Annotated in this window: 24 protein-coding genes; 6 read left to right on the top strand and 18 right to left on the bottom strand. The window is 70.2% G+C overall.

The window, feature by feature from the left end:
* Positions 1 to 221: 221 nt before the first annotated feature.
* From ACIRPK_RS24170 to ACIRPK_RS24160, 3 genes are all read left to right on the top strand, one after another.
* Complete coding sequence (locus ACIRPK_RS24170) at positions 222 to 1,823, top strand: ParB/RepB/Spo0J family partition protein (protein WP_403041474.1); 1,602 nt, start codon at positions 222 to 224, stop codon at positions 1,821 to 1,823.
* Positions 1,816 to 2,736, top strand: a complete 921-nt coding sequence (locus ACIRPK_RS24165; RefSeq protein ID WP_403041471.1) for a ParA family protein — start codon at positions 1,816 to 1,818, stop codon at positions 2,734 to 2,736. The genes ACIRPK_RS24170 and ACIRPK_RS24165 overlap by 8 nt, the downstream gene beginning before the upstream one ends.
* A 295-nt stretch (positions 2,737 to 3,031) precedes the next feature.
* Positions 3,032 to 4,504, top strand: a complete 1,473-nt coding sequence (locus ACIRPK_RS24160) for a DUF2637 domain-containing protein (protein WP_403041469.1) — start codon at positions 3,032 to 3,034, stop codon at positions 4,502 to 4,504.
* Between the two features lie 82 nt (positions 4,505 to 4,586).
* Here ACIRPK_RS24160 and ACIRPK_RS24155 read toward each other — a convergent pair whose 3' ends face one another.
* Positions 4,587 to 5,297, bottom strand: a complete 711-nt coding sequence (locus ACIRPK_RS24155; RefSeq protein ID WP_403041467.1) for a hypothetical protein — start codon at positions 5,295 to 5,297, stop codon at positions 4,587 to 4,589.
* 205 nt (positions 5,298 to 5,502) lie between these two features.
* The gene (locus ACIRPK_RS24150) at positions 5,503 to 6,483 is read right to left on the bottom strand and encodes a hypothetical protein (protein WP_403041464.1); all 981 of its coding nucleotides are present in this window, start codon (positions 6,481 to 6,483) and stop codon (positions 5,503 to 5,505) included.
* 135 nt (positions 6,484 to 6,618) lie between these two features.
* Here ACIRPK_RS24150 and ACIRPK_RS24145 point away from each other — a divergent pair, with 135 nt between their 5' ends.
* The 3 genes from ACIRPK_RS24145 to ACIRPK_RS24135 all read left to right on the top strand — a co-directional run bounded on the left by ACIRPK_RS24145 (position 6,619) and on the right by ACIRPK_RS24135 (position 8,389).
* On the top strand, positions 6,619 to 6,855 hold the full coding sequence (locus tag ACIRPK_RS24145) for a hypothetical protein (protein ID WP_403041462.1): 237 nt from the start codon (positions 6,619 to 6,621) through the stop codon (positions 6,853 to 6,855).
* Between the two features lie 149 nt (positions 6,856 to 7,004).
* Positions 7,005 to 7,775, top strand: coding sequence for a hypothetical protein (locus tag ACIRPK_RS24140; RefSeq protein WP_403041460.1), 771 nt, complete (start codon positions 7,005 to 7,007; stop codon positions 7,773 to 7,775).
* On the top strand, positions 7,772 to 8,389 hold the full coding sequence (locus ACIRPK_RS24135; RefSeq protein ID WP_403041458.1) for an RES family NAD+ phosphorylase: 618 nt from the start codon (positions 7,772 to 7,774) through the stop codon (positions 8,387 to 8,389). The genes ACIRPK_RS24140 and ACIRPK_RS24135 overlap by 4 nt, the downstream gene beginning before the upstream one ends.
* Here ACIRPK_RS24135 and ACIRPK_RS24130 read toward each other — a convergent pair.
* The 16 genes from ACIRPK_RS24130 to ACIRPK_RS24055 form a co-directional block, all read right to left on the bottom strand.
* Positions 8,372 to 9,142, bottom strand: coding sequence for a prepilin peptidase (locus ACIRPK_RS24130; RefSeq protein ID WP_403041456.1), 771 nt, complete (start codon positions 9,140 to 9,142; stop codon positions 8,372 to 8,374). The genes ACIRPK_RS24135 and ACIRPK_RS24130 overlap by 18 nt on opposite strands.
* Before the next feature lie 89 nt (positions 9,143 to 9,231).
* A complete protein-coding gene (locus ACIRPK_RS24125) occupies positions 9,232 to 12,510 on the bottom strand; it encodes a LysM peptidoglycan-binding domain-containing protein (protein WP_403041454.1) in 3,279 nt (1,092 codons plus the stop codon).
* Between the two features lie 39 nt (positions 12,511 to 12,549).
* Positions 12,550 to 13,542: a hypothetical protein gene (locus tag ACIRPK_RS24120; RefSeq protein WP_403041451.1), complete on the bottom strand. Its 993-nt coding sequence runs from the start codon at positions 13,540 to 13,542 to the stop codon at positions 12,550 to 12,552.
* Positions 13,524 to 14,210: a hypothetical protein gene (locus ACIRPK_RS24115; RefSeq protein ID WP_403041449.1), complete on the bottom strand. Its 687-nt coding sequence runs from the start codon at positions 14,208 to 14,210 to the stop codon at positions 13,524 to 13,526. The genes ACIRPK_RS24120 and ACIRPK_RS24115 overlap by 19 nt, the downstream gene beginning before the upstream one ends.
* Positions 14,211 to 14,250: 40 nt before the next feature.
* Positions 14,251 to 14,706, bottom strand: coding sequence for a pilus assembly protein TadG-related protein (locus ACIRPK_RS24110; protein ID WP_403041447.1), 456 nt, complete (start codon positions 14,704 to 14,706; stop codon positions 14,251 to 14,253).
* The gene (locus ACIRPK_RS24105) at positions 14,703 to 15,176 is read right to left on the bottom strand and encodes a TadE/TadG family type IV pilus assembly protein (RefSeq protein WP_403041444.1); all 474 of its coding nucleotides are present in this window, start codon (positions 15,174 to 15,176) and stop codon (positions 14,703 to 14,705) included. Before ACIRPK_RS24105 ends, ACIRPK_RS24110 begins: the two co-directional genes overlap by 4 nt.
* The gene (locus ACIRPK_RS24100; protein ID WP_403041442.1) at positions 15,166 to 15,531 is read right to left on the bottom strand and encodes a TadE family protein; all 366 of its coding nucleotides are present in this window, start codon (positions 15,529 to 15,531) and stop codon (positions 15,166 to 15,168) included. Before ACIRPK_RS24100 ends, ACIRPK_RS24105 begins: the two co-directional genes overlap by 11 nt.
* Before the next feature lie 123 nt (positions 15,532 to 15,654).
* Positions 15,655 to 15,909, bottom strand: coding sequence for a hypothetical protein (locus tag ACIRPK_RS24095; RefSeq protein WP_403041439.1), 255 nt, complete (start codon positions 15,907 to 15,909; stop codon positions 15,655 to 15,657).
* A 49-nt stretch (positions 15,910 to 15,958) separates the two neighbouring features.
* Positions 15,959 to 16,882 carry a hypothetical protein gene (locus ACIRPK_RS24090; protein ID WP_402878845.1) on the bottom strand — a complete coding sequence of 308 codons (924 nt, stop codon included), beginning with the start codon at positions 16,880 to 16,882 and terminating at the stop codon, positions 15,959 to 15,961.
* Positions 16,879 to 17,751, bottom strand: coding sequence for a type II secretion system F family protein (locus ACIRPK_RS24085; RefSeq protein ID WP_403041437.1), 873 nt, complete (start codon positions 17,749 to 17,751; stop codon positions 16,879 to 16,881). The genes ACIRPK_RS24090 and ACIRPK_RS24085 overlap by 4 nt, the downstream gene beginning before the upstream one ends.
* Positions 17,742 to 19,061 carry a CpaF family protein gene (locus tag ACIRPK_RS24080; RefSeq protein ID WP_403041435.1) on the bottom strand — a complete coding sequence of 440 codons (1,320 nt, stop codon included), beginning with the start codon at positions 19,059 to 19,061 and terminating at the stop codon, positions 17,742 to 17,744. The genes ACIRPK_RS24085 and ACIRPK_RS24080 overlap by 10 nt, the downstream gene beginning before the upstream one ends.
* A complete protein-coding gene (locus ACIRPK_RS24075; protein ID WP_403041432.1) occupies positions 19,061 to 19,888 on the bottom strand; it encodes a hypothetical protein in 828 nt (275 codons plus the stop codon). Before ACIRPK_RS24075 ends, ACIRPK_RS24080 begins: the two co-directional genes overlap by 1 nt.
* 13 nt (positions 19,889 to 19,901) lie before the next feature.
* Entirely contained in the window at positions 19,902 to 20,531 is a 630-nt protein-coding gene (locus ACIRPK_RS24070) for a hypothetical protein (RefSeq protein ID WP_403041429.1), read from the bottom strand.
* Between the two features lie 538 nt (positions 20,532 to 21,069).
* Complete coding sequence (locus ACIRPK_RS24065) at positions 21,070 to 23,889, bottom strand: ATP/GTP-binding protein (protein ID WP_403041427.1); 2,820 nt, start codon at positions 23,887 to 23,889, stop codon at positions 21,070 to 21,072.
* On the bottom strand, positions 23,886 to 24,530 hold the full coding sequence (locus ACIRPK_RS24060) for a hypothetical protein (protein WP_403041425.1): 645 nt from the start codon (positions 24,528 to 24,530) through the stop codon (positions 23,886 to 23,888). Before ACIRPK_RS24060 ends, ACIRPK_RS24065 begins: the two co-directional genes overlap by 4 nt.
* Before the next feature lie 15 nt (positions 24,531 to 24,545).
* A complete protein-coding gene (locus ACIRPK_RS24055; protein WP_403041511.1) occupies positions 24,546 to 25,643 on the bottom strand; it encodes an NlpC/P60 family protein in 1,098 nt (365 codons plus the stop codon).

Genomic DNA, 25,643 nt, shown 5'->3' with positions numbered 1-25,643 from the left:
CCTTCTGCGACGTTGTTGGGCGGAAGCCTGTCGCAGCGGGCGCTGAACCTCACGCTGGCGCGCGGGACGCTCACCATTTCGTGGTGGCCGTTTCCGCCGGAAACGGCCTCGCGACCGAGGGTCGGTGGTGAGTTCTGTGGGTGAAGACGTTGAGTGGCGACCTTCGGGGTAGGGCCGAGCGGATAGTCTCCCCGGAGCCGACCGAACTCCGAGGAGACACAGTGCCCATCTCATTGCCCAGGCCGACGACCGCCAGGAAAGCGAAGGGACCGGCGGCCCCGTCCGCTGGGCAGGACCAGGACGGCGCATCCGGCACCTCCCCGGAGACATCCGGTGCCGACTCCTCGCCACCGCCGGCCGGGCCCACTCCAGCCGCCGCCGCACCTGTCGCCACTGATCGTTCCACGGCGATCTACGGACACGACGCCGGGAACGGCGACATCCTGGAGATCCCAGTCAAGCTGATCGCGCCCAACCCGCACAACGACCGCGACACAGGCGACGTCAGCGCTGAGGCCGCGCACATCAAGGCGAAGGGCCTTCTGCAGCCGATCTCGGTCATGCGTGCGGCCCTGTACCTCGCGCAGTGGGAAGAGTCGCTGCTGGCGAACCCACGGACCGCACCCCTCGTGCCAGCGGTGCGTGACGCTCAATGGGTGATCGTTTTCGGTGAGCGCCGTTGGCTTGCCACAACCGAGGCGGGCCTCAAGAAGATCGACGCGATCGTACGCGACGACCTCATCGAGGACTCCGAGGAGATCATCACCGCCGAGAACCTCCTGCGGAAGAACCCGAGCCCGCTGGAGGAAGCCCGGCAGTTCCGCCGGTTCGTCGACGAGAAGGGCATGTCCTACGCCGACGTCGAACTGGTCTCCGGTCGCAGCAAGGGGCACATCTCCAAGCGCATTGCCCTGCTGTCCTACTCTCCGAGCCTCCAGGCAGCGATCCGGGACGGCAGCGTCGGCCCGACCATCGCGAAGGAGATCGCCGATGCAGTCCCTGAGCACGAGCAGCAGGCGGCCGTCGTCAGGGTCATGCTCGGCGACCCGCCGGTGCACTACCAGACGGCCATCGCCGCAGTTCTCGCCGGCCGCACAGATCTCACGGACGACCAGAGCAACCACCTCCCGGAGCAGGTCAACCCCGAAGGCGCCGAAACGGCCGGTGCCGTTTCCGCCGGAAACGGCACCAGCGACACGGTGGGCGCCGACACGGGGCAGGGAGCAGGAACCGCGTCCCCTGACAACGGATCCGAGCGATCCCACGAGACGGGCACGCCGAACAGAACCGCTACCGCCAGCCCCAAGCCGGGACAGCCGGCCCAGCAGAAGGCCCCCGCCAAGCCAACCAAGGAGCAGCAGCAGACCGCTGACCGACGGGCGGCCGCTACAGCGCGTGCCAACGTCTGCCGCGACCTGCTGAAGGCCTCCGCCGGCATCGACAGTGCCTCGCTGGTCAACAGCGTCTTCCTCACCCGGTTCAACCAGACCGCCGCGCACGCGACCGCATACGGCTGGCTGCAAGCGGCAGGAGTTGCCGAGGTAGAGGCAGACAGTGCCGCGAACTACTTCCCTGCGGTCCTCGACACCGACCGGCCTGAACTCATCGCCCAGGCCGTCCTGGCGGTCGCGCTCGCTGGCGCCGAGATCCGCGCCTCCGATCAACGTCGCCCCGGCTACGACACGCAAGACAAGGCCTACATCGAATTCCTGCGCGTTCACGCTGGCTACACCGCGACCACCGCCTGGGAGCTGGAGCAGCTAGGCCTCTCGGCGCACCTCCCGCAGCCGTCCGTCTCACCCGAAGGATCTCTCCATGTCTGACTTGGCCCGCGAGGTGGACCCCCGCTTCCGCCCGAACGGCCGGACCTGGCCCCAGCTGTGGAACTGGCTCATCGCGACCGGTGGAGCCGGCAAGACCACCTACGGCAGCTCGATGGCAGTCACGCTGGCCCTGCGCGGCTACGTGATCACCTACTTCGATCTGGACCAGCAGTGCAACGGCTCTGCCGTACTCGGGCACCATCCCGACGTGCGTCCCGCCGGCCAGCCGGACATCGTCGACATGATCCTCGGGACGAAGACCTTCGAGGAGTGCCGCGTGCCAGCCCGGTACGTCCTGCAAAAGGGCAAGACCCGCGACCAGGACGTCTACCTGGACATCCCCAACCTCTACCTCATCCCCGGAAGCCGTGACCTCAGCAACGGCGACACGCTTCTCGGGAAGCACCCAGCCCGCTTCAACTGGTTCAAGGACTTCCTCCGCGACGAGTACGAAGGGGACGACGACATGTTCTTCATCGACAACCCCGCCAACTACGGCGCACTCGTCGGCACCGTCGCCATGATGCTCGACGAAGACGATGAGACCGTCCCGCCGTGCCTCTCCTCCACCAAGACCTGGGACGGGTTCCCCCCGTTCTTCACCGAGCTCGAACGGCTGCGTGAGGAGCACAAGAACTCCAAGGCCATCCCGGGCCGACCCACCGTCAAGCGCATCCCGATGCTGGGTGTGCAGTTGGGGAAGAAGCAGGAGAAGGACAACCGGGCCGCCCGGGAAAACATGGAGCGGGACTACCCCCACCTGCTGGCGGGAACGCCTTACGTCCGGTACTCCGCAGTCGCGAAGGGGCTGATCGAGAAGCGCCTGCCACTGCCGATCCTGGCCCCGAACAACGAGGCCTCTGCTGATTTCCGCAAGGTCGCCTCCGCGTGGGGTTTCCCCGACATCACCTGACAGCCGACCCACCCCGAGGGTGAAGGACGAGCGAAAGCCCTTCGCCCTCGGGACCGGTCAGCCGTTTCCGCCGGAAACGCCCCGGCGCGTGCCAGAGGCCATCAGTCACCTCCCTTTCGACGCACGCCCCCGGCCCGCCCGCTGAATCCATACCGCGACGGCTTGGTGGCGTTGAGTATCTGAATGCTCCACGCGGTGGGTCCGAACTCCGCCAAGGCCATATGGCTGTGACGATCGTCCGGCCCTCATGACACAGTGACCCCCTGAACGTCTGTACGTGAGCAAGGGGGATTCCGTGACCCGACCCGTCCTGCGACAGGTCCACTGGTGGCTGATCGGCTTCGTCGCCTTCGGTGCGGTCTTCATCGCCGCGATCGGCCTCGGCGGGTCCTACCTCGCCGTACGGGACGTGGCCTTCCGCAAGGGCATGGGCGACTTCGCGCCGATCTTCCCCATCGGAGTCGACGCTGGCATCCTCGTTCTCCTGACGCTCGACCTCGTCCTCACCTGGCTGCGCATCCCCTTCCCGCTCGTACGCCCCACCGCGTGGCTGCTCACGGCAGCCACCATCGCCTTCAACGCGGCCGCGTCCTGGCCGGACCCGCTCGGCGTGGGCATGCACGCGGTGATCCCGGTCCTCTTCATCATCATCTCGGAAGCCGCCCGGCACGCCGTCGCGCGGCTGGCGCAGCTCAGTTCCGACCGGTCGATCGAGAAGATCCGCCTGATGCGCTGGGTCCTGGCACCCGGCCAGACCTGGCGGCTGTGGCGGCGCATGCACCTCTGGGAGATCCGCAGCGTCGGCGAGGCGATCCGCGGCGAGCAGGCCCGCCTGACCTACAAGGTTCTCATCGAGGACTCGAAGCCCCGCAAGCGCCGCCGAACCAAGGGCCTGCCGGCCGCGGCCTACCTGCCGCTGCAACTCGCCGACCTCGGCGTGCCCATGGAAGTCACCTACGAGTCCGGCCTGGCCGCCGCCGGCGTCGACACCGAGTTGCTCAGCCGCCTCCTCGCCCACAACGAACGGGCCGCCAGCGCCACCATCGCAGGCAGCCCCGACGTTCCGGTCCCTGCGCAGACCCAGCCTGCCGAGATTGCGCAGCGCAAGGCCCTTGCGCAGAGCGGCGACGACACGATTGCGCAAGACGATCTTGCGCAGAACAGGCTTGCGCAGCCGGCCGAACTGGAGATTGCGCAGCCTGATCCCGCGCAATCGGAAGTGCCGTATCCGCAGGTCAACAGCTATGAGTCGGGCATTGCGCAGCGCGAGACGTCGTCGGCCGCCGCGCAGAGCGGTGATGCGCAGCTCCCCGGAGCGACCGCCGGCGACGCGGGCATCCTGCGCATGGACTCTGCGCACGACGTGCCCCGGCCGGACTCCGCGCAGCGCTGGAACGGACAGCAGATCGAGGAGGACGAGGAAGACGGCACGAGCTGGCAGCCGGCGGTCGAGCAGACCGTTCCAGGCTCGCGGGCCGCGGCGGTGGGCACCGGTGCCGGACTGCTCATCACCCAGCAGGTCGACGACTCCCAGGCGCTCCCGGCTGGCTGGGCGGAGGGATTCGAGGCCTTCGTCGCCGAGTACCGCCGTCACCCGGAGCAGAGCGAACTCGCGGGCTACCTCCACACCCGGCGCTTCAAGAGCAACAAGTCCGGCGACGGCCCGGTCAGTGAGAACTCCGTCCGCCGTTACTACAACCAGCTGTGCGAGCGCTTCCCAGCTCCCAGCCAGCCGCGCCTGGACCTGCAGGACACCCTGATGGTGTGAGGTCTGCTGCATCCGCCACGTCGGCCGGATCCGTGCAGGCCCGCCGATCACCACAGGGCCGACTGCGTCTCGCCCAGCAGTCCTACGGAACGGCGCGGAACCGCCAGGCCCGGGCCTGCCCGCTCGTCAGTTGCGGCAGCCCCGAGCCTGAGGCCACCATCGTGACCCCGGCCATCGGTCGGAACCCCGCACGGTGCAGCAGGTCGAGCCTGTGCTGATAGCCGGGGGAGCTGCGCAGCAAAGACGGAGCGGTGGCCACGAAGCACGGCCCAGCAGCGGAGGCCCCTGTGATCGCCTCGCCCAACAGCAGAAGGTCGAGGTCCTGGACGGCCCAGTCGGCGGAGACCGAGAAGTCGTCCAGGAGCAGCAGGTGGCCGAGGTCGGTGCGGGGCCCCTTCTCCAGACCGTCCCGGACCACCGGCGCCAGGCGCTGCTGTCCGTCCCGGCGAGTGAAGACCTGCTCTGCCACTGCTGTCCGGACCTCCTGGTCGAGCGCTGGTTCCCCGCCCCGGCCGACGAGGGCGTCGAAGTCGTCCTGGGTGATCGTGCCCAGGCGGAGGGGAACCCGCAGGAGCCCTACTCGCGCCACGTACTCCAACTCGACACCGAAGGCAGTCCGGCTCGGCCGTTGCCCCGGCTGGAGCCGCTCGTGGCGCACCAGCAGTGACCATTCCTCGACCCCGCGGCCGCCAGGGCCGGCCGGCCAGTACTCCGGGCTGAGGGACAGGCGCAGTCCGGCCGGGTCAGCTGGCATAAGACCGGCGTCGTTGTGCTGCTGCCTGTCTTCGGTCATGAGCCGATCCTCCCGCCGAGCTTCCTGCACTGTCAGGACTTCGCGGGCTTTCGTCAACGAAACCTTGACCGAGGCGGTAGCGGGTATCGGGGGGTTCGCTGGGACCGATTCTGGGCTTCGGGGGTACCGGAGAGCGGATCGGTGCTGCCCGGAGAATCGGTCTTAGCGAAGCCGCCCTGGCACCGTGTCGGCCCGACGGATATGCCTACAGCTGGCCTCCGGCCACCGCGACCAACCGCGCGAGCTCGGCGGCGGAGCTGAGCTCCATCTCCCAACGGCGGAACTGGGCCGGGTCGAGGTGGAGGCAGATCATCCACGCGGCATGACGACAGGCCGGCTTGCAGTGCTGCCCCCGGTGATCACAGCCGTCGACGAGTGCGGCGGACGGACGGCAGAACTGCTGGACGGTATAGCGAAGCCTGTTGTCGTCGGCCTCTGCCAGGAGACCACGGACGTGGCCAGGGTCCGTCGCCCGAGCGACCATACCGGGATAGGCGCAGAATCCCTCCGATTCGAGGAGGAAGTCGTACAGCGGGCTGGTGGTGTCGCTGAGCCGCTTATTGGGCTGACCGACCGCCGTCAGGGTGTCGTCCGTGAGTGCCGAGCCGAAGGCACGGTCGAGAGCGCCCCTCACTGCGCGCAGGGCCACCGCTTTCGAGAGGGGATCGACGACTCCGGGAAAGTGCTGGTCGATGACGTTCGTCGCCTCAGAGCGCTGCGGATCGTCGAGCCGCGCGGCCAACTGCAGGAGGGCAGCACGCACCTCGGCAGCTCGCTGAGAGGGTGCTCGGTTCAGCTGCGTCTCGTGGGCGAGCGTCATCCTCATCGGCTTCGTATTGGGGCCGATGTCCTGGGGGAGCCGGTCAAGAGCGCTGCCAAGCTGGAGCCGGAGCCGTCGTACGGCCTGCTCCTCCGGGTTCAGGGCCAGCAGGTACCACCTCAATGCGTGGCAAAGGTGCCCGGACTTCCAGCCGAGGGCAGCGACTCCCGCCGCCAGCAGCGCGTCGCCGTAGGTCACGCCGTTGGTGCCGGGTAAGGGGACGTGCTTCGCCACCCGATCGCGGCGAAGCCGCTGAAGGTCGTACGCCCGGAACGCCTTGGCCCGCTCTGGAACAGCGCGATCTGCCAGGCGGTGCAGGTGAGGCACCAGCGGTTGCAGAACCTTCGGGGGCATCTTGCTGGCCATGGGCCGAGCCTACGGACGTAGGCTCCGGAAGGTACCCGGATGCAGTTTTTCCTACGATGCGCGTTTGACCGCAGCGGGCACGGTGGAGTGGATCCGGGCGCACGGAGCGTCCCGCGATTCCCTGGGAGGGACACCTTGTACGTCATCGAGAGCCTGATCTCCGCCGGTGCGGTGATCGCCGCTGCCTTCATCGGCCGGCAGCGGATCCAGCCCACCGACGAGAAGGAGCCGACGGGGCCCGAGGCGGCCGACACCAAGGGGGCCAGACCGCTCAGCAGCACTGAGGGGGCCACATGGCGGGAACGGCGCCGCCGCTGGTGGCCGAAGAACTGGGGCTGCGCCGACGCTGTCAAGAGGCGATCCTCCCGCTGACCATGACTTCAGGGCACTGCATTTCGCCGACGAGATTCCGTGCCCAGAGTTGCTGCGACCGCGCTGGGGCTACTCCTGGACCGATGGGCAGCCCCAGCCCATCTGTCTCGGTGGTGGGCACTGAGCACCCAGTCGCAACGTTGCGGCACATGGGGCCGAAGAGCACGCTTGATGTTGTGGGAGACGTGGAGCTGGAGGCAATCGCAGGCGGGTTCATCAACGCCTTGCTCATACTGGAAGACGTGGTGCAAGACCTCAGCGAGAAAGCCGCTCTTGGTCTTGGCCACCAGGCTGGGGATGAGGTGCTGGAGGCCCTCCGTGATGGGCGGCAGGCGTTGAGAACCCCGCTCGCCCCAGGGCACGCCGACGCCGATCTACGTCTGCCGCACCCTGAAGGTGTGTATCCGTTGGGGCAACGCGGCACGTCCATGCTCAACGGCTTCATGCAGACGCTTCATCAAGAAGGCGAACTGTTGAGGTTGACCGGCAGAGGATATGAGGCCGCATTCGACGCAGGCTATGAGGCAGCCCATCACGTGCTGGCCCCGCGAGTATGGTCCAAGGCAATCGGCCCTCGGTTCGACATCCAGCAGGTATGTGGCCTGCTCGGGTGGTCGCCTGCTGACCTGAAGAAGGCAGTGGCCAACCGACGGCTACTCGAACTACCGGGACACGAGACGGCCTATTACCCCGCATGGCAGTTCGATGCGATAGCTCAGGTGGTACGTCCCGAGGTGGAGCGACTGCTGCGGGAGTTCGAAGACAACGAGGTCTTCCACCCGCACATGATCGCAGCGGTGATGTACAAGCCCATGGATGAACTGGACCGGCAGTCACCGGCTCAGCTGCTGGCGGCGGGTGGTCACAACGACCGCGTCAGTGATGCGGTCAGGGCGGTGGCCCGGAGGTGGGCACAGTGATCGACCCGGAACTGCCGAGCGCCGAAATTACCGTCGGGCCCAGCACGACGCTCTTCCGAGCACACCAGTTGAAGAACGACCCGCGGTACTACTGCACCAACGGGCTCTGCCGCTTCGACCCACCCAGCGGACCAACCTACAACTACGGGACCTGCTGCACCGCAGAGGCCCGGGAGACGGCCGTCATCGAGCACATCCACGACGCCACCGAGATCGACATGGACTTCTGGGCCGTCCGCGGGATATCCACCATGACGCCGGTGACGGACCACCGCGTCGCTGACCTGCCGAACGAGCAGGGACACCTGGGGGCGGGAGTGCTGGAGCAACTGCAGGTGGGCCCCGAACGACCGCAATCGCAGGCGTGGGGTGCACACGCGTGGCACGCCGGATTCCAGGGCATTCGGCATCAGTCTCGTCGTGCCATCCCACACCAAGAGTTCTGCATCGCATTCTTCGGTCCACCTGGGGAGAACACCAGCAAGTTGGACAGCACGACGGAATCGTGGGGCCAGGCCCTTCGCCTGCTCGTCGGCCAGCGGTATCACGTCAGGGTGCTGGAACCGGTTCCGCTGGACCCACTGGACGAGCCGGTCTCAGCCGAGGAGGGCTGACACGGCCAGCATCCCCACGACAAGGGCAGGTCCCAGCGCGAACTCGGTCTTCCTCGTCGCGCCGAACGTCAGCTTCATCACTACCCACTGGGCCACGCCCAGCGCGCAGGCCAAGAGCAGGCCGTAGAACGGGCCGATCCAGCTCTGCCACCCCAGGAGCGCGGCGTAGGAGGGGACCAGCTTCGCGTCTCCGAGGCCTTGCCCGAACAGCGCCAGTACAAAGAACCAGCCGCCGACCGCGACGGCCGCCACCACCGCGCGTACTAGTGCCTCGCAGCCGCTTCCTGTGAGCGCCGCCCCCAGAAGCAGCACCCCGACACCACCGGCCGTGAGCGCCGTCAGACGGTTGGGCAGCCGGTGCTCCGCGAAGTCCGTCATCAACAGCACCACGCCCAGGGCCACCAGCCACAGCTGGACCACCAGGACCACGCCGCCGGCACCGCCGGCCAGCATCGCGCCGGAACCGGCAACCGCCAGGGCCTCGGGCACCAGCACCGGCGGACCAAGCCGCCGCAGGCCACCCGGCCCGCTCGACCGGCAGGCGACACAGCACCGGCTCAGCACCAGATCGCGGTACGCCCCCGGAACGGCACCGCGGCCCAGCAGGCGGCTACCGCAGTCGGGGCAATCGACCTCGGGCACAGGTGTCCCTTCGGGACGGGTGAAGGCGAACGCCGCCGGACGCAGCACGAGGGCACCGACGGCGACGGCCAGCAGCAGGGCGACGGCGACCACGGCGGGGGAGTGGGGCATGACCAGGTCCTTCGGGTGAGTGGGTGAGGTGAGCGAAAAACACGGCAGGGCCCGGCCGGGGACGGCCGGGCCCTGCCGCACAAGAGGGACTACACGCCGCTGGCGGTCTCCCGGACAGCGGTCAAGCGCTGGATCAAGGCCAACGTCTCAGGTTGCAAACTGCTGAACTGCCAGTCCGACGCCATCTTGCGGACCCGGGCGATCACCTCGCGCACCGCCGCCGGGTTCCCGGCACGGTGCTCGATCCGCATCCACGCCCGGTAGAGCTGCTCGGCGCTCGGCTCGACGTTCAAGCCCTTGCCGATTGCCGCGCGGGCAGCGTCGATGTCCAGGACCTCGTCGCTGGTGCGCAGTTCCGCGACCAGCGTCGCCGTGTCGACGATCCGGCTGATCATCGTCTGGCCCAGCGGCGCAGCCCAGGAGTGGTCAGCGATCCCAGCGAACGGCCTGCCCCGCACCAGGGACAGGGCGGCCTCCAGGTCCCGGACGCCGGCCGGGCCCTTCGGGATGCCGCGCTCGGCGAGGAAGATGAAGTTCGCCCAGTCCGAGGTGATCTCGTCGCTGAGGGAGTACATCGCGACGCCGCGCGGCTTGGGCCGCACGTGCGGCTCGCCGTTGGCGTCCAGTCCGAGACGGGACCGCAGTCGGGACATCTCCTCCGCCACCATCTTGGAGCCCCACGGCGTCACCGGGTTCATCGCGTCACCGATGCTGCCCAGGTCCCGCTCGTTGCGGAACATCAGGTACGCGGCCAGCAGCACCAACTTCGGCGGGACGCTGGCGTTGCCGATCCCTTCGATCCGCAGCGGGCCCAGGACCAGCAGCTCGGGCGCAGTGACTTCCGCCTGCTCGCCCTCGGGCTCCCGGACGATGTCGATCCGAGCCTTCGCGGGAGCCGGTTCCTGCTCCGGCAAGGCGACCGTCGCGCCCGCTGGCACTGCGGCCACGTCAGCGGGCCCGTCGGCGCCGCTACCGGATGCCTGGGCCTGCGCCTCACGGGACTCCCCGTCCACGGGTTCCTCCTGGTGGTCCTTGACGACGGACAGGTGACTGGATGCCGCCACCGGCACCGGCGTGGTGAGAACGCTCACCTGGTCGGGGTCCGGCAGCTGCGCCCATACCCCGTCGGCCGCGTTGGCTGCCTCTGTGGTCAGGGCGACGGCGGAGGTCAGCTGGCGGTATGCCTCGTCCGTGACCCGCTGCAGGACCACCTCGACGCCCAGCGGCTCCAGCGGCTGAGGATCCGTCAGCGAGGCGTCCAGCACCTGCGCGTCGGGGAAGAAGTCGATCGCGCCGGCCGCCGGGAGCACCGCGGCGACCCTGTGCCCGCGCGCTTTGCCGACCAGGTCGGCGAACTCGTACAGCTCCTCGGCGCTGGCCTTGGCGGAGGAGATCACCATCCACGGCAGCGGCTGCTCTCCGCCCTCGTGCTCGGCCTGGTGGCCCTCGATCAACACCCGGGCCAGGTCGGCGGTCGCCGCCTTCAGGGTCGGGGTGTACATCACCCGGCAGGCTGGCAGCAACTGCTGGAGCTCCAGACCGAACCCGCAGGTCCTGACCTCGACGTGGCCGCCCCATGCGGCGGTGCCGGCCTCCATGGCGATACCCCGCGCGACCTCGCGGACCTGCTCCTCGGTGCCGTCCAGCAGGAGCACTCCGGCCTGCGGGAGGTTCGACAGGATGTGGGTGCCGTCGGCGGCCGCCCCGATGGTGGACAGGCCCGGGTACGGCGCCGGGACGTCCTGCGCCTCGTCGGTGGTCAGCAGGTCGGCGCGGTCGGCCCGAACGCCCCACCAGCCGCCGGGACGGTCGGTGAACGGCGGCAGAGCCTCGGCGTCCGGGTCGTCGACCAGGATCTCGACGCGGTCCGCGGCGACCTTCGCTCCGTGGACGACCGGCAGGGCGTCGGGGTTGCGCGCGGCGAGGGTGCGCAGGGAGAGGTCGAGGAGCTCGACGCTGGCCGGGGACGAGGTCCGGTCGAGGACCTGTTCGGCCTGGCTGGTGGTCTCCGGCAGTGCGATCGTTTCGCCGGGGCGGCGGGAGTTCTGCTGCTCGCGACGGCGCCAGGCGAGGACACCGAGCCATCCCGCGCCGAGCAATGCGCCGGCCCCCGCGACCTGCTGGATGGAGACCAGGGAGTCGGATTCCTGTGCCGGGGCGGCCGTCGCGGGAGTGGTGGCCGGGGCCTGGCGCTGCTGCGCTGGTGCCGGGGTGGGGGAGGCGGGCGCCTCCGTCGGCGCCGCAGTGGCAGGGGCGGTTGCCTGAGGGGAGGCAGGGGCGGGGCTGGCCGGGACCGCGGTGGCCGGCGCAGTTGTCGCGGGAGCCGCGGGTGTGGCGGTCTCGGCGGGCTTGTCCGGCTGGGCCGGTACAGCGGTGTCGGGTGCGGGGGAGGGCTGTGCGAGGGCCGGCGCGCTGGCCGGGATGACGATCCTGTCACCCGGGAACAGCTCGTCAGCGTCGGTCAGGTGGCGGCCGCCGGGCTGCTCGACGTCCCGGGTTGCCTCCAGTAGCCGGGGAAAGGTCTCAGCGCTGCCGAGTTCGCGTTCTGCGATCGCCGAGAGGGTGTCGCCCGCCTTGACCGTCACGGTGCGCGCCGGCGTCGGTGAGTCACCGTTAGCCCGCGCGGCCTGCGTGCCGTCGGACAGGCCCTTCGCGTCAGCGGGCACCTGCAGTTGCCAGCCTGCACGCACCAGTCCGGCGTCGGTCATCCTGCCGCCGTCGGGCTGGACCTTGCCCTTGTTGAGGTCGAAGATCTCCTTGTACCGCTTGCCGTCGCCGAGAAGGCGCTCGGCGATGTCCCACAGCGTCTCGTGGTGGCTGCCGTTGGAGGCCTGCACCGTGTACACCGGCCCGGACTGCCCCGGTGCGGCGCTCGCCGCCTGCCCGGACGCGGGGGCGGAGGCGGCCGAGGCCACCACCGCGACCTGCTGGACGCCCAGTTGGGCGGGCAAGCTCGCGGCGGAGGCGGCTTGGCCGACGGTGAGCGCACCCGCGCTGACGAGCAGCATGGTGGTGACCAGCTTGCGGGCCAGGACCTGGCTGCCTCCGGCGGCCGGGAGCCGGACGTGGAGGTCGACCCCGGACAGGGCCGAGCGCACCTCCACCACGACGCAGACCGCGAACTGGGCCCACAGCAGCCACACGATGACCGCGAGGACGCAGATCACCGTGCTGGTGCTCACCGACGCGGTGAGCGCTTCCCAGGTCGGCACCGTGGTGGGCAGCGGCCACCCGACCCCGGCGGCCAGGGCGTAGGGGATGCCGGCCAGGATGGCGGCGAGCAGCACACCCGCCAGCAGCGCCCGGGCCACGTCTCCTGCCGTGCGCGAGCGGGCACCCGTGGGCGCGTCGATCCGTGTCTTCGCCATCTGGCCTTCCTCGTTCGGAACCGCTGTCGTCGCTGGGACCTACCCGGTGACGATGGTCTGGATCTCCCGCACGATAACGTCCTGCGGGACGCCGCCCGTCACACCGTTGGGCAGCGGGTTCGCCGGCGCCCCGTTGGGGTTGGTGGACGGGGTCCAGGTCACCCGCCAGGTCACCTGGGCGGACAGCGGGTAGGTCGCGCCCCTGCTGGAGCGCTGGTAGGTGATGTTGCAGGCCTCGCCGGAGGAGTCGACCTGGTAGCCGCCGCCGACCTTGGCGAACTCGTAGCTGCAGCTGGCCGGTGACGCGTCGTTGGTCCCCGCGTCGATCCGCAGGGACACCGGTACCGCCAGCGTGGACGCCGCGATCCGCACCCCGCTGTAGTTCAGCGAGGCGGTCACCGTCACCGGTTGGATCGGCTGGCCGAACTTCACGTAGGTGGGGAGGTTGACGGTCTGCTGGTCCGCGCGGGGCGACAGTGAGACCTGGGGAGGCGGCAGCTTGGTCATCCCGTACGCGATCTTCGAGAGCATCAGCGGGGTGACGGCGAGCATCCCGGCCGGAGCGTTGCCGGTGGGCACCCACACGATGCCGGGGCTCTGGGTGCACGGCGCGGTCGTCGGCAGGTCCCAGGCCTTCTTCGTTTTCACCATCCCCCACCAGCGGCCGTCCTGGCCCTTGTGGAAGTCACCGTCGGCCTTCAGCCGGTCGTACTCCGCCTTCGCCTCGGCGCCCATCGCGCCGGACAGGCCGGCCAGCAGCGCCAGGTAGGCGGCGTCGAACTCCTCGCCGGTGTACTGCGGTTCGTACCAGCACGCCGGCGGGTCGTAGTTCGCCCCGACGGACGTCAGGTGCTTGCCCTCCTTGCCGGAGGAGCTGACCTCGACCTCGACGTGCGACTCGATTACCCCGACCGACGGGGTGCTGCCCCAGCCGGTGCCGCGGTCGGCTCGCGCCGGGCCGGCGGCGACCGCCGTCACGACGAGCGCGACGGCCAGGACCCCGGCGGACGTGCTCAGGCTGCGTTCTGGCACCGGGCCGACCCCTTCTCCGCCACCGGGGAGGCCACGCGCCAGACGCCCTTGTCGGCCGCCAGCTCCATCCCCATCGTCCAGTCGGTGAAGTCGGCGATGGAGGGCGTGGTGGCCAGGACCTTCCCGCTGGCCTTCTCCTTGGCGAAGCTCTTCGACTGGTCCTCGCAGTACGCCACCACGGCTTTGCCCGCCTCCTTCACCTCCACGGTCAGCGCGTAGTACCGGTCGAGGCCGGTCACGGTCTGCTGCCGGGAGGTGAGCTGGTCGACGGCCTGCTTCATGTAGCCGCCGGCGGTGCCGGTGTAGGCGAAGACCATCCCGGGCGTGTTGATGTCGCCGACCGCCTGGGCCTCGTTGAACGCCCGCAGCGCGTAGGCGAGATCGGCGCCGACCTTGTCCTTGACGGCGTCACCGCTGGGCTTGAACTGGACCTCGACCGTCAGGTCGGCGGGCAGCTTGATCTCCGGGGCGCCGGCGGCCTGCGTGGCCGGCGCGCTCGGGCTCGGCGCCGCGGTGGTCGGGGCGGCGGTCTGCGCGCCCGAGATGTCACCGGAGGGCTTGGACACGCCGGAGGAACAGCCGGCCAGGACGGCGGCGAGCAGCGTAGCTGCCGCCACGCCGGAGGTGGTGCGCAGCGGCTGGCGGTGCGTGCGGATGGTGCTGGTCATAGTGTGTTCTCCCGTCCCCTGTGGCCAGTGCGGCCAGGGGTCATTGTTCCTGTACGGCCTGGGCGGTGGCGTTTCCCCACACGGTGACGTTGCCGTTGCCCATGGCGAGGAGCAGCGGGGTGTAGGTGAGCCGGACCCGGACGCTGACGGTGTTGCCGCTGACCTGGGTGCACCAGGAGCTGTCCGCGTCGGCGCCGTTGAAGCCGGTGGCCCGGATGTAGGCCCGGACGCTGGAGGTGCAGGTGGCGGCGTCCACGGTGACGGTTCCCTGGTTGCGCAGGGCGTCGGTGGAGATGTGGTTGGCGGCGTAGCGGGCGGCCTGCTCTGCGGCGTCGGCCGCCCGCTCCCGCTGGTGGATGGCCCGGCCGGTGTCCACGATGAAGCCGGCGATGACCACGAACAGGACGGCGGCCATCAAGAGGGCGAGCGCGCCGGAGCCCCGGTCGTCCAGGCCGTTCGGCAGGCGCGGCCGCCGGGTGAGGCGGGTGCCGGTCATCGCACCACCCGGCGGTAGACGTCCAGCGGCGCGGCGGCCGTGGCACTGATGTCGCGCACGGTGGAGCCCAGCATCGCCAGACCTCTGACCTCGCAGCTCACGGTGATGGTGAACAGCCCTCCCGGTTCGAAGTTTCCGCTTGCGGCGACCTTGATCCGGCCGTCCACGCAGGTGCGGGCGGCGTCGGCCTCGGCGCTGCGGGTTGCCGCGCTCAGCGCCGACTGGTAGTCGCGCTGCAGGGCTCCGGCGCGGGCCGCGTCCCGGGCGGTGCCGTCCAGGGTCGAGCGGGCGTGGGTGATCTGCCCGAAGACGATCAGGAAGAGGATCAGCAGCATCAGGACGGGGGCGATGATCACCAGCTCGATGGCGGCGATCCCCGCATCAAGGCGCAGGGGCCGCCAGCCACGCCCCGCGGCCGGAGAGGCCGGGGCCTTGAGGGGCCGGGGAGCGGGCACTCGGTCAGCCGCCATCGGGGATGAACCTCTCCACCGGGCCGACGGATCGGCTCGTGATCTTCAGGTGCAGGAACGGCACCACCGACACGACGTCGGCGCTGACCGTGACGCCCACCTGGTCGCCCTCGTCGACCAGGCGCACGTCCGGGCTCTCGACGAGGGCGGGGCCCAGGTCGCGGATGCGCTGCTCGGTGGTGGCCCGGGCCTGCCCCTGCCAGCCGGACGGAGCGCCGTCGGCCGTGGCCCGGGCCTTGCGGGCACCGGCCTGGGCTGCGGCGTCGGTGACCTGCAGCGCGAAGAAGTACATGCCGAACTGGACCAGGGCGAAGATGAGAATGACCAGCAGCGGTGTCAGGCCGAGGAACTCCATCGTGGAAGCCCCCCGGTCATCGCGCAGGCGCTCCCGCAGACGGGTGCTCAGCCGGGCCGTTGGCCGTGGCACTGGTGTCCCCCTTCTCGTCTTCGTCCTGGTCCCGTCCGGCTGCGGAGGCTGCTACTTGCAGCCGCCGGCCTGGGTGGTGTCGGAGGTGGTGATGCAGGTGGTGGTGTTCGTCGTCTTGGTGTTGACGGCGGCCAGGACCCCCACGGACACGGCGACGACCAGCAGCAGGCCCAGGACCATGTACCCCAGGAACTCCAGGGAGCTGGCGCCCCGGTCCGCACTGCGGCCCTGTGCGGTGGCCAGGCGGCGGCCGACCCAGGTGGTCGGCTTCTTGTCAGCGGCGGTCGTGACGGTGGTGTTCGACATTGCGGTTCCCCTCGTTCGGTGGAGCTGGGTTCAGAGGTGTGACAGATGGTCAGAGAGTGGTCAGGCGGGAGTACGCCGGATAGCCAAGGAAGATCAAGAAGCCGAAGCAGAGCAGCATCTGAGCGACCGTCATCGACTGGCCGGCTGCCCCGGCCTTGCTGTGCAGCCGGGCCAGCTCCCGCTTGCGCAGGGTGTCGGCACGCGCCTTCAACGAGTCCCGCACCCGCGCCCCATCGGCCGCCACCAGCTTCAATGTGGACGTCAGATCCACCAGGTCCGGCAGATCGACCTCCTCGCCGAGCCGCCCCGGGGCCGCCCAGTACGGCACACGCTGCAGCCGCGCCTCGTCCAGCGCCCGGCGGATCCGCAGCATCGACGGAGCGTTCGACGCCTCGGACGACATCTTCAAGGCCTCCGGCACACCGGACCCGCCGGCCAGGTTCAGGTGCACCAGCGTCAGGTAGACGCTGATGATCCGCTGGAACTCCAGCCGCGCCTTAGCCGCCTCGGTCGCGATCTCGGCGTCCGGCAGGAAGAAACACCCCAGGACCGCCGCCAAGGTCAGCCACAGCGGCGACAGCGCACTGTCGGTCACCCCGAGCAGCCACAGGGCCGCAGCCAGCAGCGGACCGACGACCAGCCCCGCCGCCGAGAACAGCAGCTTCTGCGCCATGAACGCGTCCGTACTGCGCTCCAGAAGCGCCAGGTTGGCCCGCTGGCTCGCCGGGGACCAGCCCTGCGAGGCGAAGAACGCGCTCATCCGCGGCCCGGCCAGGGCCGTCAGACGGCCGTGCACGGACGCCACCGACGCCCGAGGCGACAGCGCGCCCGAAGCCGCGACGGGGACGGTGGCGCGCAAGGCGTCGATCCGCGCCACCACGGCCGCCGCGCGGGGACGGCCGGGCAGCAGCGCCCGCACCAACAGGTACAGGCCCAGCCCGAACGCCGCGCCGGTGAGCATGGTCAGGATCATCGGGTCTCCCCTCGAACGAGCAGCCGGGCCGGCGGCGGAAGTACCGACAGCTTGCGCAGCCAGACCATCGCCCCGCCGAAGAAAACCGCCACCACCGCGAGCACCGCCTGGCCCTGGACGCTCCGGTACGGCTCCACGAACCCCGGGTTGAACAAGGCCATCCCGAGCGGGAAGACGATGATGATGCCGGTCACGATCTGGATGCTGCGCCGGGTTCCGGCCCGCTCGGCCAAGACCTTGCGGCGCATGTCCGCCTCGTCGCGGGCGGTCTCCGCCAACGCGGTCAGGACGTCGCGGAAGCCGGGGCCGCGCTGCCGGGCGTTGTCCTTGAGAGCGATGATGACCATGTCGGCGCTCCCGTCGCCCAGGCTCTCGGCGAACGCGTCCAGCGCCTGCGCCATGGGCCGCTTGGCGCGCAGCAGGTCCACCAGCATGTTCAGGTGGGGCTTCAAGCCGACTGCGGCTGCCTCGGTGCTCGACTGGATGGCCTGCTCCAGGCCGACCGCGCCGGCCATCGTGTCGCGCAGCGACTCGATCCACCCGGCGAGGGCCTCCATCTGTTCCACACCCTGGCGCTCCGCCCGGGCACCGCCGAACAGCTTCCCGCTGAACGCCACGATGAGAGCGGCCCCCACGGCGGCCACCGGCCACCGGGTGAGGACGAGCGTCACAACGGCTGCCGCACCGGCCGCCGCGCCGCGCCGGCGCGCGAAGGCCGACAGCTGCTCCAGGCGGCTGGGGCCCGACGCGGGGCGGCGAGGCATGCCGACGATGGAGGCGATCAGCAGGGCCAGCCCGCCGCCTGCGAGCAGGCCGCAGCCCAGACCCGCCAGCATCAGTGGGGAGAAGACGCCGATGTTCACAGCCACTGCTCCCCGGGGATGTAGCCGAACTCGGCGAGGTCGTCGAGGCAGGTGATCGGGGCGGCGGCCATCAACGGGCCGTTGTTCGGGGCGAGCTTGAAGACCTCGCTGGAGGAGACCCGACCGTCGGTCGAGCCGTTCACCTCCCGGATGGAGGCGACCCGCCGCTGCTTCTCACCGGTATAGGGGTCGCGGACCTTCTTGATGAAGACCACGAAGTTCAGCGCCGTCTCCATCAGCATGTGGGTCGCCTCGATCGGCAGGCGCTCCTTGGCCTCCAAGGCGTAGGTGGCGATGCGCTTGAACACCTCGGCGCTGCTGTTGGCGTGGATCGTCGAGAGCGACCCGTCGGTGCCCTGGCTCATGGCCTTCAGCATCTGGATGGCCTCGCCGCCCAGCACCTCGCCGACGATCACCCGGTCGGCGTCGTGGCGCAGTGAGCGCTCCAGCAGCAGGCCCTGCGAGATGGCACCCTCGCCCTCGGTGTTGGCCAGCCGCTCCTCCAGCACAAGGATGTCGGGATGGAGGTCCTCGTACTCATCCAGGCCCAGTTCGAGCGAGCGCTCGATGGTGATGATCCGCTCCTCCGGAGGGATCTCGTTCGCCAGCGCCCGCAGCAGGGTGGTCTTGCCCGCGTCGGTGGCGCCGGCGACGACGATGTTCTTCCGGGCCTTGACCGCCGCGCGCAGGAACTGGGCGGCCTCGCTGGTCACGGTGCCGTTGGCCTGGAGCTCGTGGAGGAACACCTTCCCGAGGCTGGAGCGGCGGATGCTGAGCGCGGGTTCCCGGTTGCCGGTCATCGCGGGGTGAACAGCGGCCAGCCGCTCACCGCCGGGCATGCGGATGTCCAGCAAGGGGTCGGTCTGGCTCCAGGAACGGGAACTGACACCCGAGTAGGCCGCGAGCGACTGCACCAGCTGGACCAGCTCGTCGTTGTTGCTCACCAGCGGCGGGAGCTGTTCCTTCTTGCCCCCGGCGTACTTGACGAAGACCCGGCGTCCCTGGATGTTGATGTTCTCGATCTCAGGGTTGTCCAGCAGGGGCTGGAGGGCACCGGCGCCGTACTGGGTGGCATGCACCGCCCGGATCAGCAGCTCCTCCTCCTCCTGAGACGGCAGCTGCCGTCCCTGCTGGATCGCCTCCTGCAGGTAGTCCTGCATCACGTCGGCGATCACGGAGTGCGCGTACTGCCGCTCCTCCTCCAGCGTCATGACGCTGCTGAACGGGTCGGCCTCCCTGCGACGGCGCTGCTCCGCGAGCCTGCGGCCGAAGCGGCTGTGCAGTTCCCGCACGAGCTGGGGGTCCAACTGGTCCATCAGCGGATCTCCTGTCGGGCGGCGGTGGCGGGCGTGGCGTCGGGCGTGGCGGGCTGGTGGCCGAGGCCGTACCGGTCGCCGAGGGTTGCGGCGAGGACCCGGGTGGAGCGCATCAGGTGGGAGCGTGCGACGTTGCCGCCCTTGCGGCCGGCGACCTGGGCGGCGCCTGAGCGGTCCTCGTCGATCAGTCCGAGGACCTCGGCGGGGATCCGGGCGTTGGCCAGCAGTTGGCGCAGGCCGCCCGCGGCGGGGACCTGTTCCTTGCGGGGGGCGACGAGCACGATGCCGATCGGCGGGCCGCCGGTGCCGTTGGGGCTCAGGCGCGTGGTCACGGCGGCGGCCCGGTCGCGGACCGCGGCGAGGTCTTCGGCGTCGGTGCGGGCGATCAGCAGGACGACGGACGATGCGGGGAGCAGGTCCAGGGTGGGGGAGTTGGGCCCGATGCGGCCGAGGTCGGCGACGACGTCGATCCCCGACAGGGCGGCGAGGGCCCGGCCGAGCTGCGGCCACAGGCCGGTCCAGGCCGTTGCCTGCTCGGCGGTGGCCAGACCGAGCAGGACTTCCTGCCCGCCTTGGAGGCGCTGGGTGTGCTCCCAGACGGTGGCCGGGCTGAGGCCGCGCCGGGCGGCGAGCCCGAGCGAGGTCATGCCGGTGCCGGGGTCCAGGGTGTCCCCGGACTCCGCCGTCGGGCGGCGGTAGACGAGGTCGCCTCCCCACTCCCCGGCTTCGGCGAACAGGCTTCGGCGCGGCCAGACGGCGGCCAGGGCGAGCGCGGTTGTGCTGGTGCCGGGTGCATTCTTGGGGGACGCGATGGCGATCAGGGCCATGGGTGTCCTCCTCCTACTGGGGGCTGGCGGAGAGCAGCACGAGGGCGACCTCGCCTGCGGAGGATGCCTGGGCGATGGGACCGGCCTTGTCGCCGGGCACCAGGACCGACAGCGACAAGCTGGTGCTGGCGGCGTTGTCGCTCTTGAAGACCTGCCGCACGGTGCCCGAGGCGAGCTCGGCGCCCGAGGCGGGGGAGCCGGTGGTGGCGGTGCCGGTCGGCAGCTTCGCGGCGTCCCGGCCGACCCACATCACCCGGACCTTGTCGCCGTCACGCAGGCCCGGCGGGAACTGCCCCGCCTTCAGGGCCAGGCCGACCACGGCCTGGTCGGTGGAGACGCCGGACTTCTGGGTCAGCATGTCGCCGGTGAGCAGGGTGCCCTTGGCGACCTCGGACGCGGTGAAGTACCGGTCGAGCTGCGACAGCTGGTCCCAGCGCACGAAGTTGACCGGGGTGTCCGCGGCGATCTGGATCTCCTCGATCGCTGTGGTCGGGATGTGCTGCCCGGGCGCGATGCGCTCGGTGACCTTCACGGCGGAGACCTTCTCGCCGGCCTTCTGGACGAGAACCGTTGCCCCGAGGCCGCCCGCGAGAACCAGCAGGGCGGCGAGGACCGCCAAACCCGGCCGGCGCTCGCGCACCACGCCCGGAAGCCGGCTACCGGCGGGGCCCTGCGGAGGACCGAGAGGTGTTCGCTGCGCAGGCGTGCCGGGGACAGTTGCCGGCTTGGCCGAAATGTCTTGACTCACGATTGTCTAATCCCCACGCGTGCTTGAAAATGGCAAGAACTGACCGGCTGGTCGGTCTGGATTTCCAAGACCGCCCGGCAGTCGGGGTCGGCTGACGCGAGACCGATGGGGCTGACCCGGTGAATGGTCTGCCCATCGGATCCGCGCCCTCTGCCTAACTCGACAATGGCCACCGCGTTACCCCAGCTCAGACATGGCTCAGGAAGTGATCACGTCGGGTTATGTGCAGGTATGACCGAATCACTCCAGTGCCGTCGTGTCACACAGCTTCCGCCCCGTCACGATACGAAACTTTGAGCCAGAAATACACAAGATTTCCGACGCAGCGTGAGTGCTTTTGGCATATTCAGTCGACAAAAGCACACAAAGTCCGCAAAGTCATTCCATGCTCGCGAAACAGGGCAAGCTGTCGTAATTTGTGGAATCTTGGCCCCTACTCCGCACGGTTCACCGGTTTGGCCGCAGCGGCGGGCCGCCCCGGCCCCCGCCGCTGCCGGGCTGGATCCGCCTTCACCACGTCCACGGCCGAACCACCGCCCGGCTGCTGGGGAACGCCCTGACCGTCCTGCGGCGGGGCCTCACCCCCGTTCTCGGTACTGAGGAAGGCGAGCACCACCGCGTCCTGTTCCCGCGCGCGGCGCAGCCGCTCCTCCGTCGGCTCGGCCCGCACCGCCCGGTTCGCCGAGGTCGTCATCCGGCCGACCAGCTTGGGGCTGTGGTACGCCTTGAAGACCTCCTTCACCTGGGGACCCTCGACGCGCAGCGGACCCACCGGAGCGCCGTTGGCGGTGACCTGCACGTAGTGCTGGAAGCGGCTCAGCTCGGCGACCGCGGCGGGGTCGACCGCGCCGTGCCACTCGTCGGTGACCACCCGGATCGCGGCCATGGCGCCGGCGGTCGTGCTCACCACGGAGGCGTTCTGCAGCAAGCTTTCGCGGGTAGTGGGCTGCACCCGGTTCAGGTGCTGCACCATGACGTGGAGCCTGACCTTGAACTTGCGGAGCTGCTCGGTGATGCTCGCGAAGGTCGGACCGCCGGCCGGATCGAGCGAGATGAGTTCGTCAGCGAAGACGTGGAAGGGCCGGCGGGCGTCCTCGGCGGTGTCGCGGCGCGAGAGGCCGTCCCGCAGAAGGTCCTGCATGATCATGGAGATCAGCAGGCGGTCGCTCGGGCCGGTGCCCTCCAGGCACAGCCACACGATCTTGCCTTCGTCCATGGCCTTGCGGATGTCGTACGCGCCGGTCGGGTTGCCCAGGAAGGCGCGGGTGACCGGGTTCGCGGACAGCCGGTCCAGGGGGTTGGTGACCGGCGCCAGGACGTCCGGCGGGTAGGTGGCGAACGTCGTCTCCCACCAGCGCCGCTGGTCGGCGGACAGGAGGTCGAGGATCGGGCGCTGGGCGGCTTTGTCGGTCAGCAGGGCGCGTACCTGCAGCAGGGTTGCCTGCGCGTCCGCACGGCCGGCGTCGACGGCGGTCATATTGTAGGCGACCAGGGCCTCGATCGCCTTGGTGAGGATGGTGGCCGCCCGGGGGTGGGTGGAGTCGCTCCAGCCCAGTGCCGTGGCCAGGGCATCGACGGCGGCCGTCACGGTCCGGGCCGGGTTCTGGCCGCGGTCCATCCCGATCATGTTCCAGCCGGGGATGACCGCCCCGGGGTCTTCGGCCCGGGCCAGGTCGATCCGGCAGACCAAAGAGGCCAGGGCCGGATGGGCCAGGTAGGGCGCCACCGACTTCCAGGTGTCGCCGTGCGGATCGACGAACAGCACCCCTTCGCCCGCGAGCGCCAGGGCGATCGCCTGGACGAGTGCGAACTCGGTCTTGCCGTAGAAGGACTTGCCGACCTTGATCGAGAACAGGAACTCGGCGGCCTGCGTGGCGATGAGGCGCCGCCGGCCGTCGGAGTACGTCAGGTACCCCTGCGGTACCAGGGCCTCGCCGGGCACGTAGTCCGGCAGCTCGGAGGCGAGCACCGGCAGGACGCTGTGCGCGGTCGGGGGCTTGAGCAGTCCCTGCAGCTCGGAGACGTTCACCCAGTTCTGCTTGCGGGGGGCGACCTGGCCGGTCGTCCAGCGCCGGTCGAAAGCCTCGCGCCGGTGTCGGCTGTCCGCGGACCAGGTCATCCACAGGAACCGGCCGGCGTCCGGGGAGAGTCGGCTGCCCTCGGCGAACGTGTCCATGGCGGCGGTCAGCTGGCCGAGCAGCTGGCGGGCGCGGCCCTCCATGGTGGAGGTGCAGCGCACCAGGACCTGGATCCGCACCAGGCCACGGGAGCTGGCGAGGCGCCCCAGCGCCTTGTCGGGGCTGAGCGGCTGGATGCGCGGGGTGGGTGCCATCGGCGCCCTGCGCGGCGACGACGGCTCGAACAGGGTCGCCAGCTGGAACCGCCAGGACTCCTGGACGTCGGCTGCGTCGGCGGCGGCCTGCCCGGCGGCCTTGCGGGCCCGGGTACGCTCCCGCTCGCGGTCCTCGTGCAGGAGCTGCCACTGACGGAGCTTCACCTGCCAGCCGGGCACCGACTGGAGGTCGAGGACGACCTCCGCCACCTCGCCCAGCTCCGTGCGGATGTCGGTGACGGCGTCGATGAACGGCTGGAGCGGGTCAGGCTCAAGCGGGACCTCACGCAGCCCCGCCGAGGGGCGGCCGCGGAGCACGAACTCGGCGCGCACCGCGTGCAGGCGCTCGGGCTTCTTCTCCCTCCCGGCCGGGCCCTTCGCCTGTTTCGTCTTCTTCACGGCCTTGCGCCCCGCCTTCTTCTCCGCCTTCTTCTCGGCACGCTCGCGCAGGATCTGCACGGCGTAGGCGTCGGCGGCGGCCGGTGCCTCGGCCACGCTGACCTCGCGGTAGCGGCTGTCGCGCAGCAGGGTGGCGGCATCGGTGTGCGCTTCCAGGCTGTACTCCAGCGGTGTGCTGCCGTCGGCTCGCAGCCGCACCCGTACCCGCTTCGCCGCCCGGGGTGCCCACCACGGGCCCTTGCCGGCCGCGCGCAGCACGACCGCCGTCTGGCGCCAGATGTCCTCGGGGGTCGGGTCGAACCGGCGGGTGGGAGTGAGGATGAAGCGCTGCCGGTCGGCCAGGGTCATCATCAGGATCCGGTAGCGGACCACGAAGGCGGCGATGGCCGGCGGGACGGCGGCCATCAGCACCAGGTCGCCGTTGTCGGACAGCCAGCCGCCGGCCGCGGTCGCCCAGGACCAGGCGGTGATGGCGAGGTCCACCAGGGTCTGCGGCATGGACGGGTCGGCGGTGGTGCTCATCGCTGGGGCTCCCAGGTGTTGTTGAGGCGGGTGAAGACGACGGTGGCGGGCCGGTGGTCGCCGTAGTCGCCGGTGGGGGAGGTCCCGACCCACAGCAGGTCGACCGCGGCGCGGTCCGGGCTGCCCTTGACGGTGTGGGCGATCGCGGCCTGCACGCGGACCCCGGTGTAGAGGTACGGGTGGCCGCCCGCGCCCTGGACGGGCGGGAAGTAGCCCGGCAAACGGTCGCGGCCGGCGCCAGTGGTCTCGGCGGTCCAGACGGCGCGCGCGAGCGCGGCCAGTTGGTCGGCGGTTTCGTCCGGGAGGTCGCTGGGGTGCCGCGCGGTCAGGGCGGCCTGGATCGCGGCGTCGCCCTGGGGCCCGTCCCCGGCGGCCGCGACGCCGGAGGGCATCGCGGCCGCAGGAGAGGAGGACGTCCCGGTGCTCGGCGACGGGGTGCCGGTGGCGGAGGACGGGGAGGGGGCGGCGGTGACCGGGGTCTGGGCGGTGGCCGGGGGAGGAGCTGCCGGGGCGGCGGGGGTGGGCGTCGGGGAGGTGGCGGCGCCGAGGTGGCTGCTGCCGGGGACGGCCATCGCGAGGCCGGCCGCCAGCAGGACGGCGGCACCGGTAACAGGAAGCAGGAATGTACGCTTTGTAGTCATTTGGGATAATTTCCTCTATTTCAAGGGGCGGGCGCCGCCCGCGTAGTCGTAACTCCAGACCGCAGCCTGCTTGACCGAATCGCCTGGTTTCGGCGCATTTAGCATTTGCCCGCCGCCTATGTAGAGACCGACGTGATAGATCCCGGTGCTATTGCCGAAAAAGACCATGTCGCCGGGCTTCAAGGCGCTGACGCCGGCCGATGCCGGGATGCGCTGGCCAACGCCCGCCTGGTCGGCCGCGAGCCGGGGCAGGCTGACGCCGACCTTCGCGAACACGAAGACCATCAAGCCGGAGCAGTCGAACCCCTTCACCAGCCGGCCATCTTGGCCGCCCTGCGTGCAGCAAACGCCGTACGTCGGCCCGCTGGCGTCCCCGCCGCCCCACGAGTACGGCACGCCGATCTGGCTGCGGGCCGCCTCGATCACCGTCCGCACCTGTTCGGAGACGTCACCGATCGGCTCCTGCGAGCCGAGCGCCGCGTACTGGTCCCTCCAGCGCAGCACCTCGTCGACGTAGGCGTTCGAGGCGTTGTAGCTGTACACCGCCCTCCGCAACTGCGCGGTGTCGGTCAGGTCCCGGCCGTTGCCGCACAGGTACAGCGCGGCGGCCAGCGACTCGTCGTCGGCATTGTTCGGACTCCCCGTACCGTCCGGCCGGACCCGCGCGGAGTACCCCGCGAACGTGGACGGGAGGAACTGCATCGGGCCGACCGCGGCGTCGTACTCGCTGTTGCCGTCCCACTTCCCCCCATCGGTGTCCCGGATCGCGCTCGTGTTGCCTCCGGCTCCGGAGCCGTTGAGCAGCGGGCCGATGATCGGCGGGGTGATCAGGCCTGCGGGGTCGATCTGGTGGCCTGCCGCTTGGTTCGACTCGACCTTCCCGATGCCCGCCAGCAGCTGCCACGCCAGGCCCTTGCACCCCGGGACCATCTGCGGCATCGCCGATGCCGCCCGCACATAGGCCTGCACCATCCGGCCGGGGATGTCGCTGACCGTCCCCACCGGTGCGGTGCTGCCCGGATCCGCGCTGTCGATCATGCTGATGACCGGCAACGAGACGATCGCGAGCACCAGCAGCACGCCCAGGCAGCCCATCCGCCGAATGTGCTTCAT

This window comes from Kitasatospora sp. NPDC101801, from assembly GCF_044766665.1.
Classification (GTDB): Bacteria; Actinomycetota; Actinomycetes; order Streptomycetales; family Streptomycetaceae; genus Kitasatospora.
The sequence above is the reverse complement of the archived record's forward strand: the minus strand, read 5'-3'. Positions and strand labels throughout refer to the sequence as shown.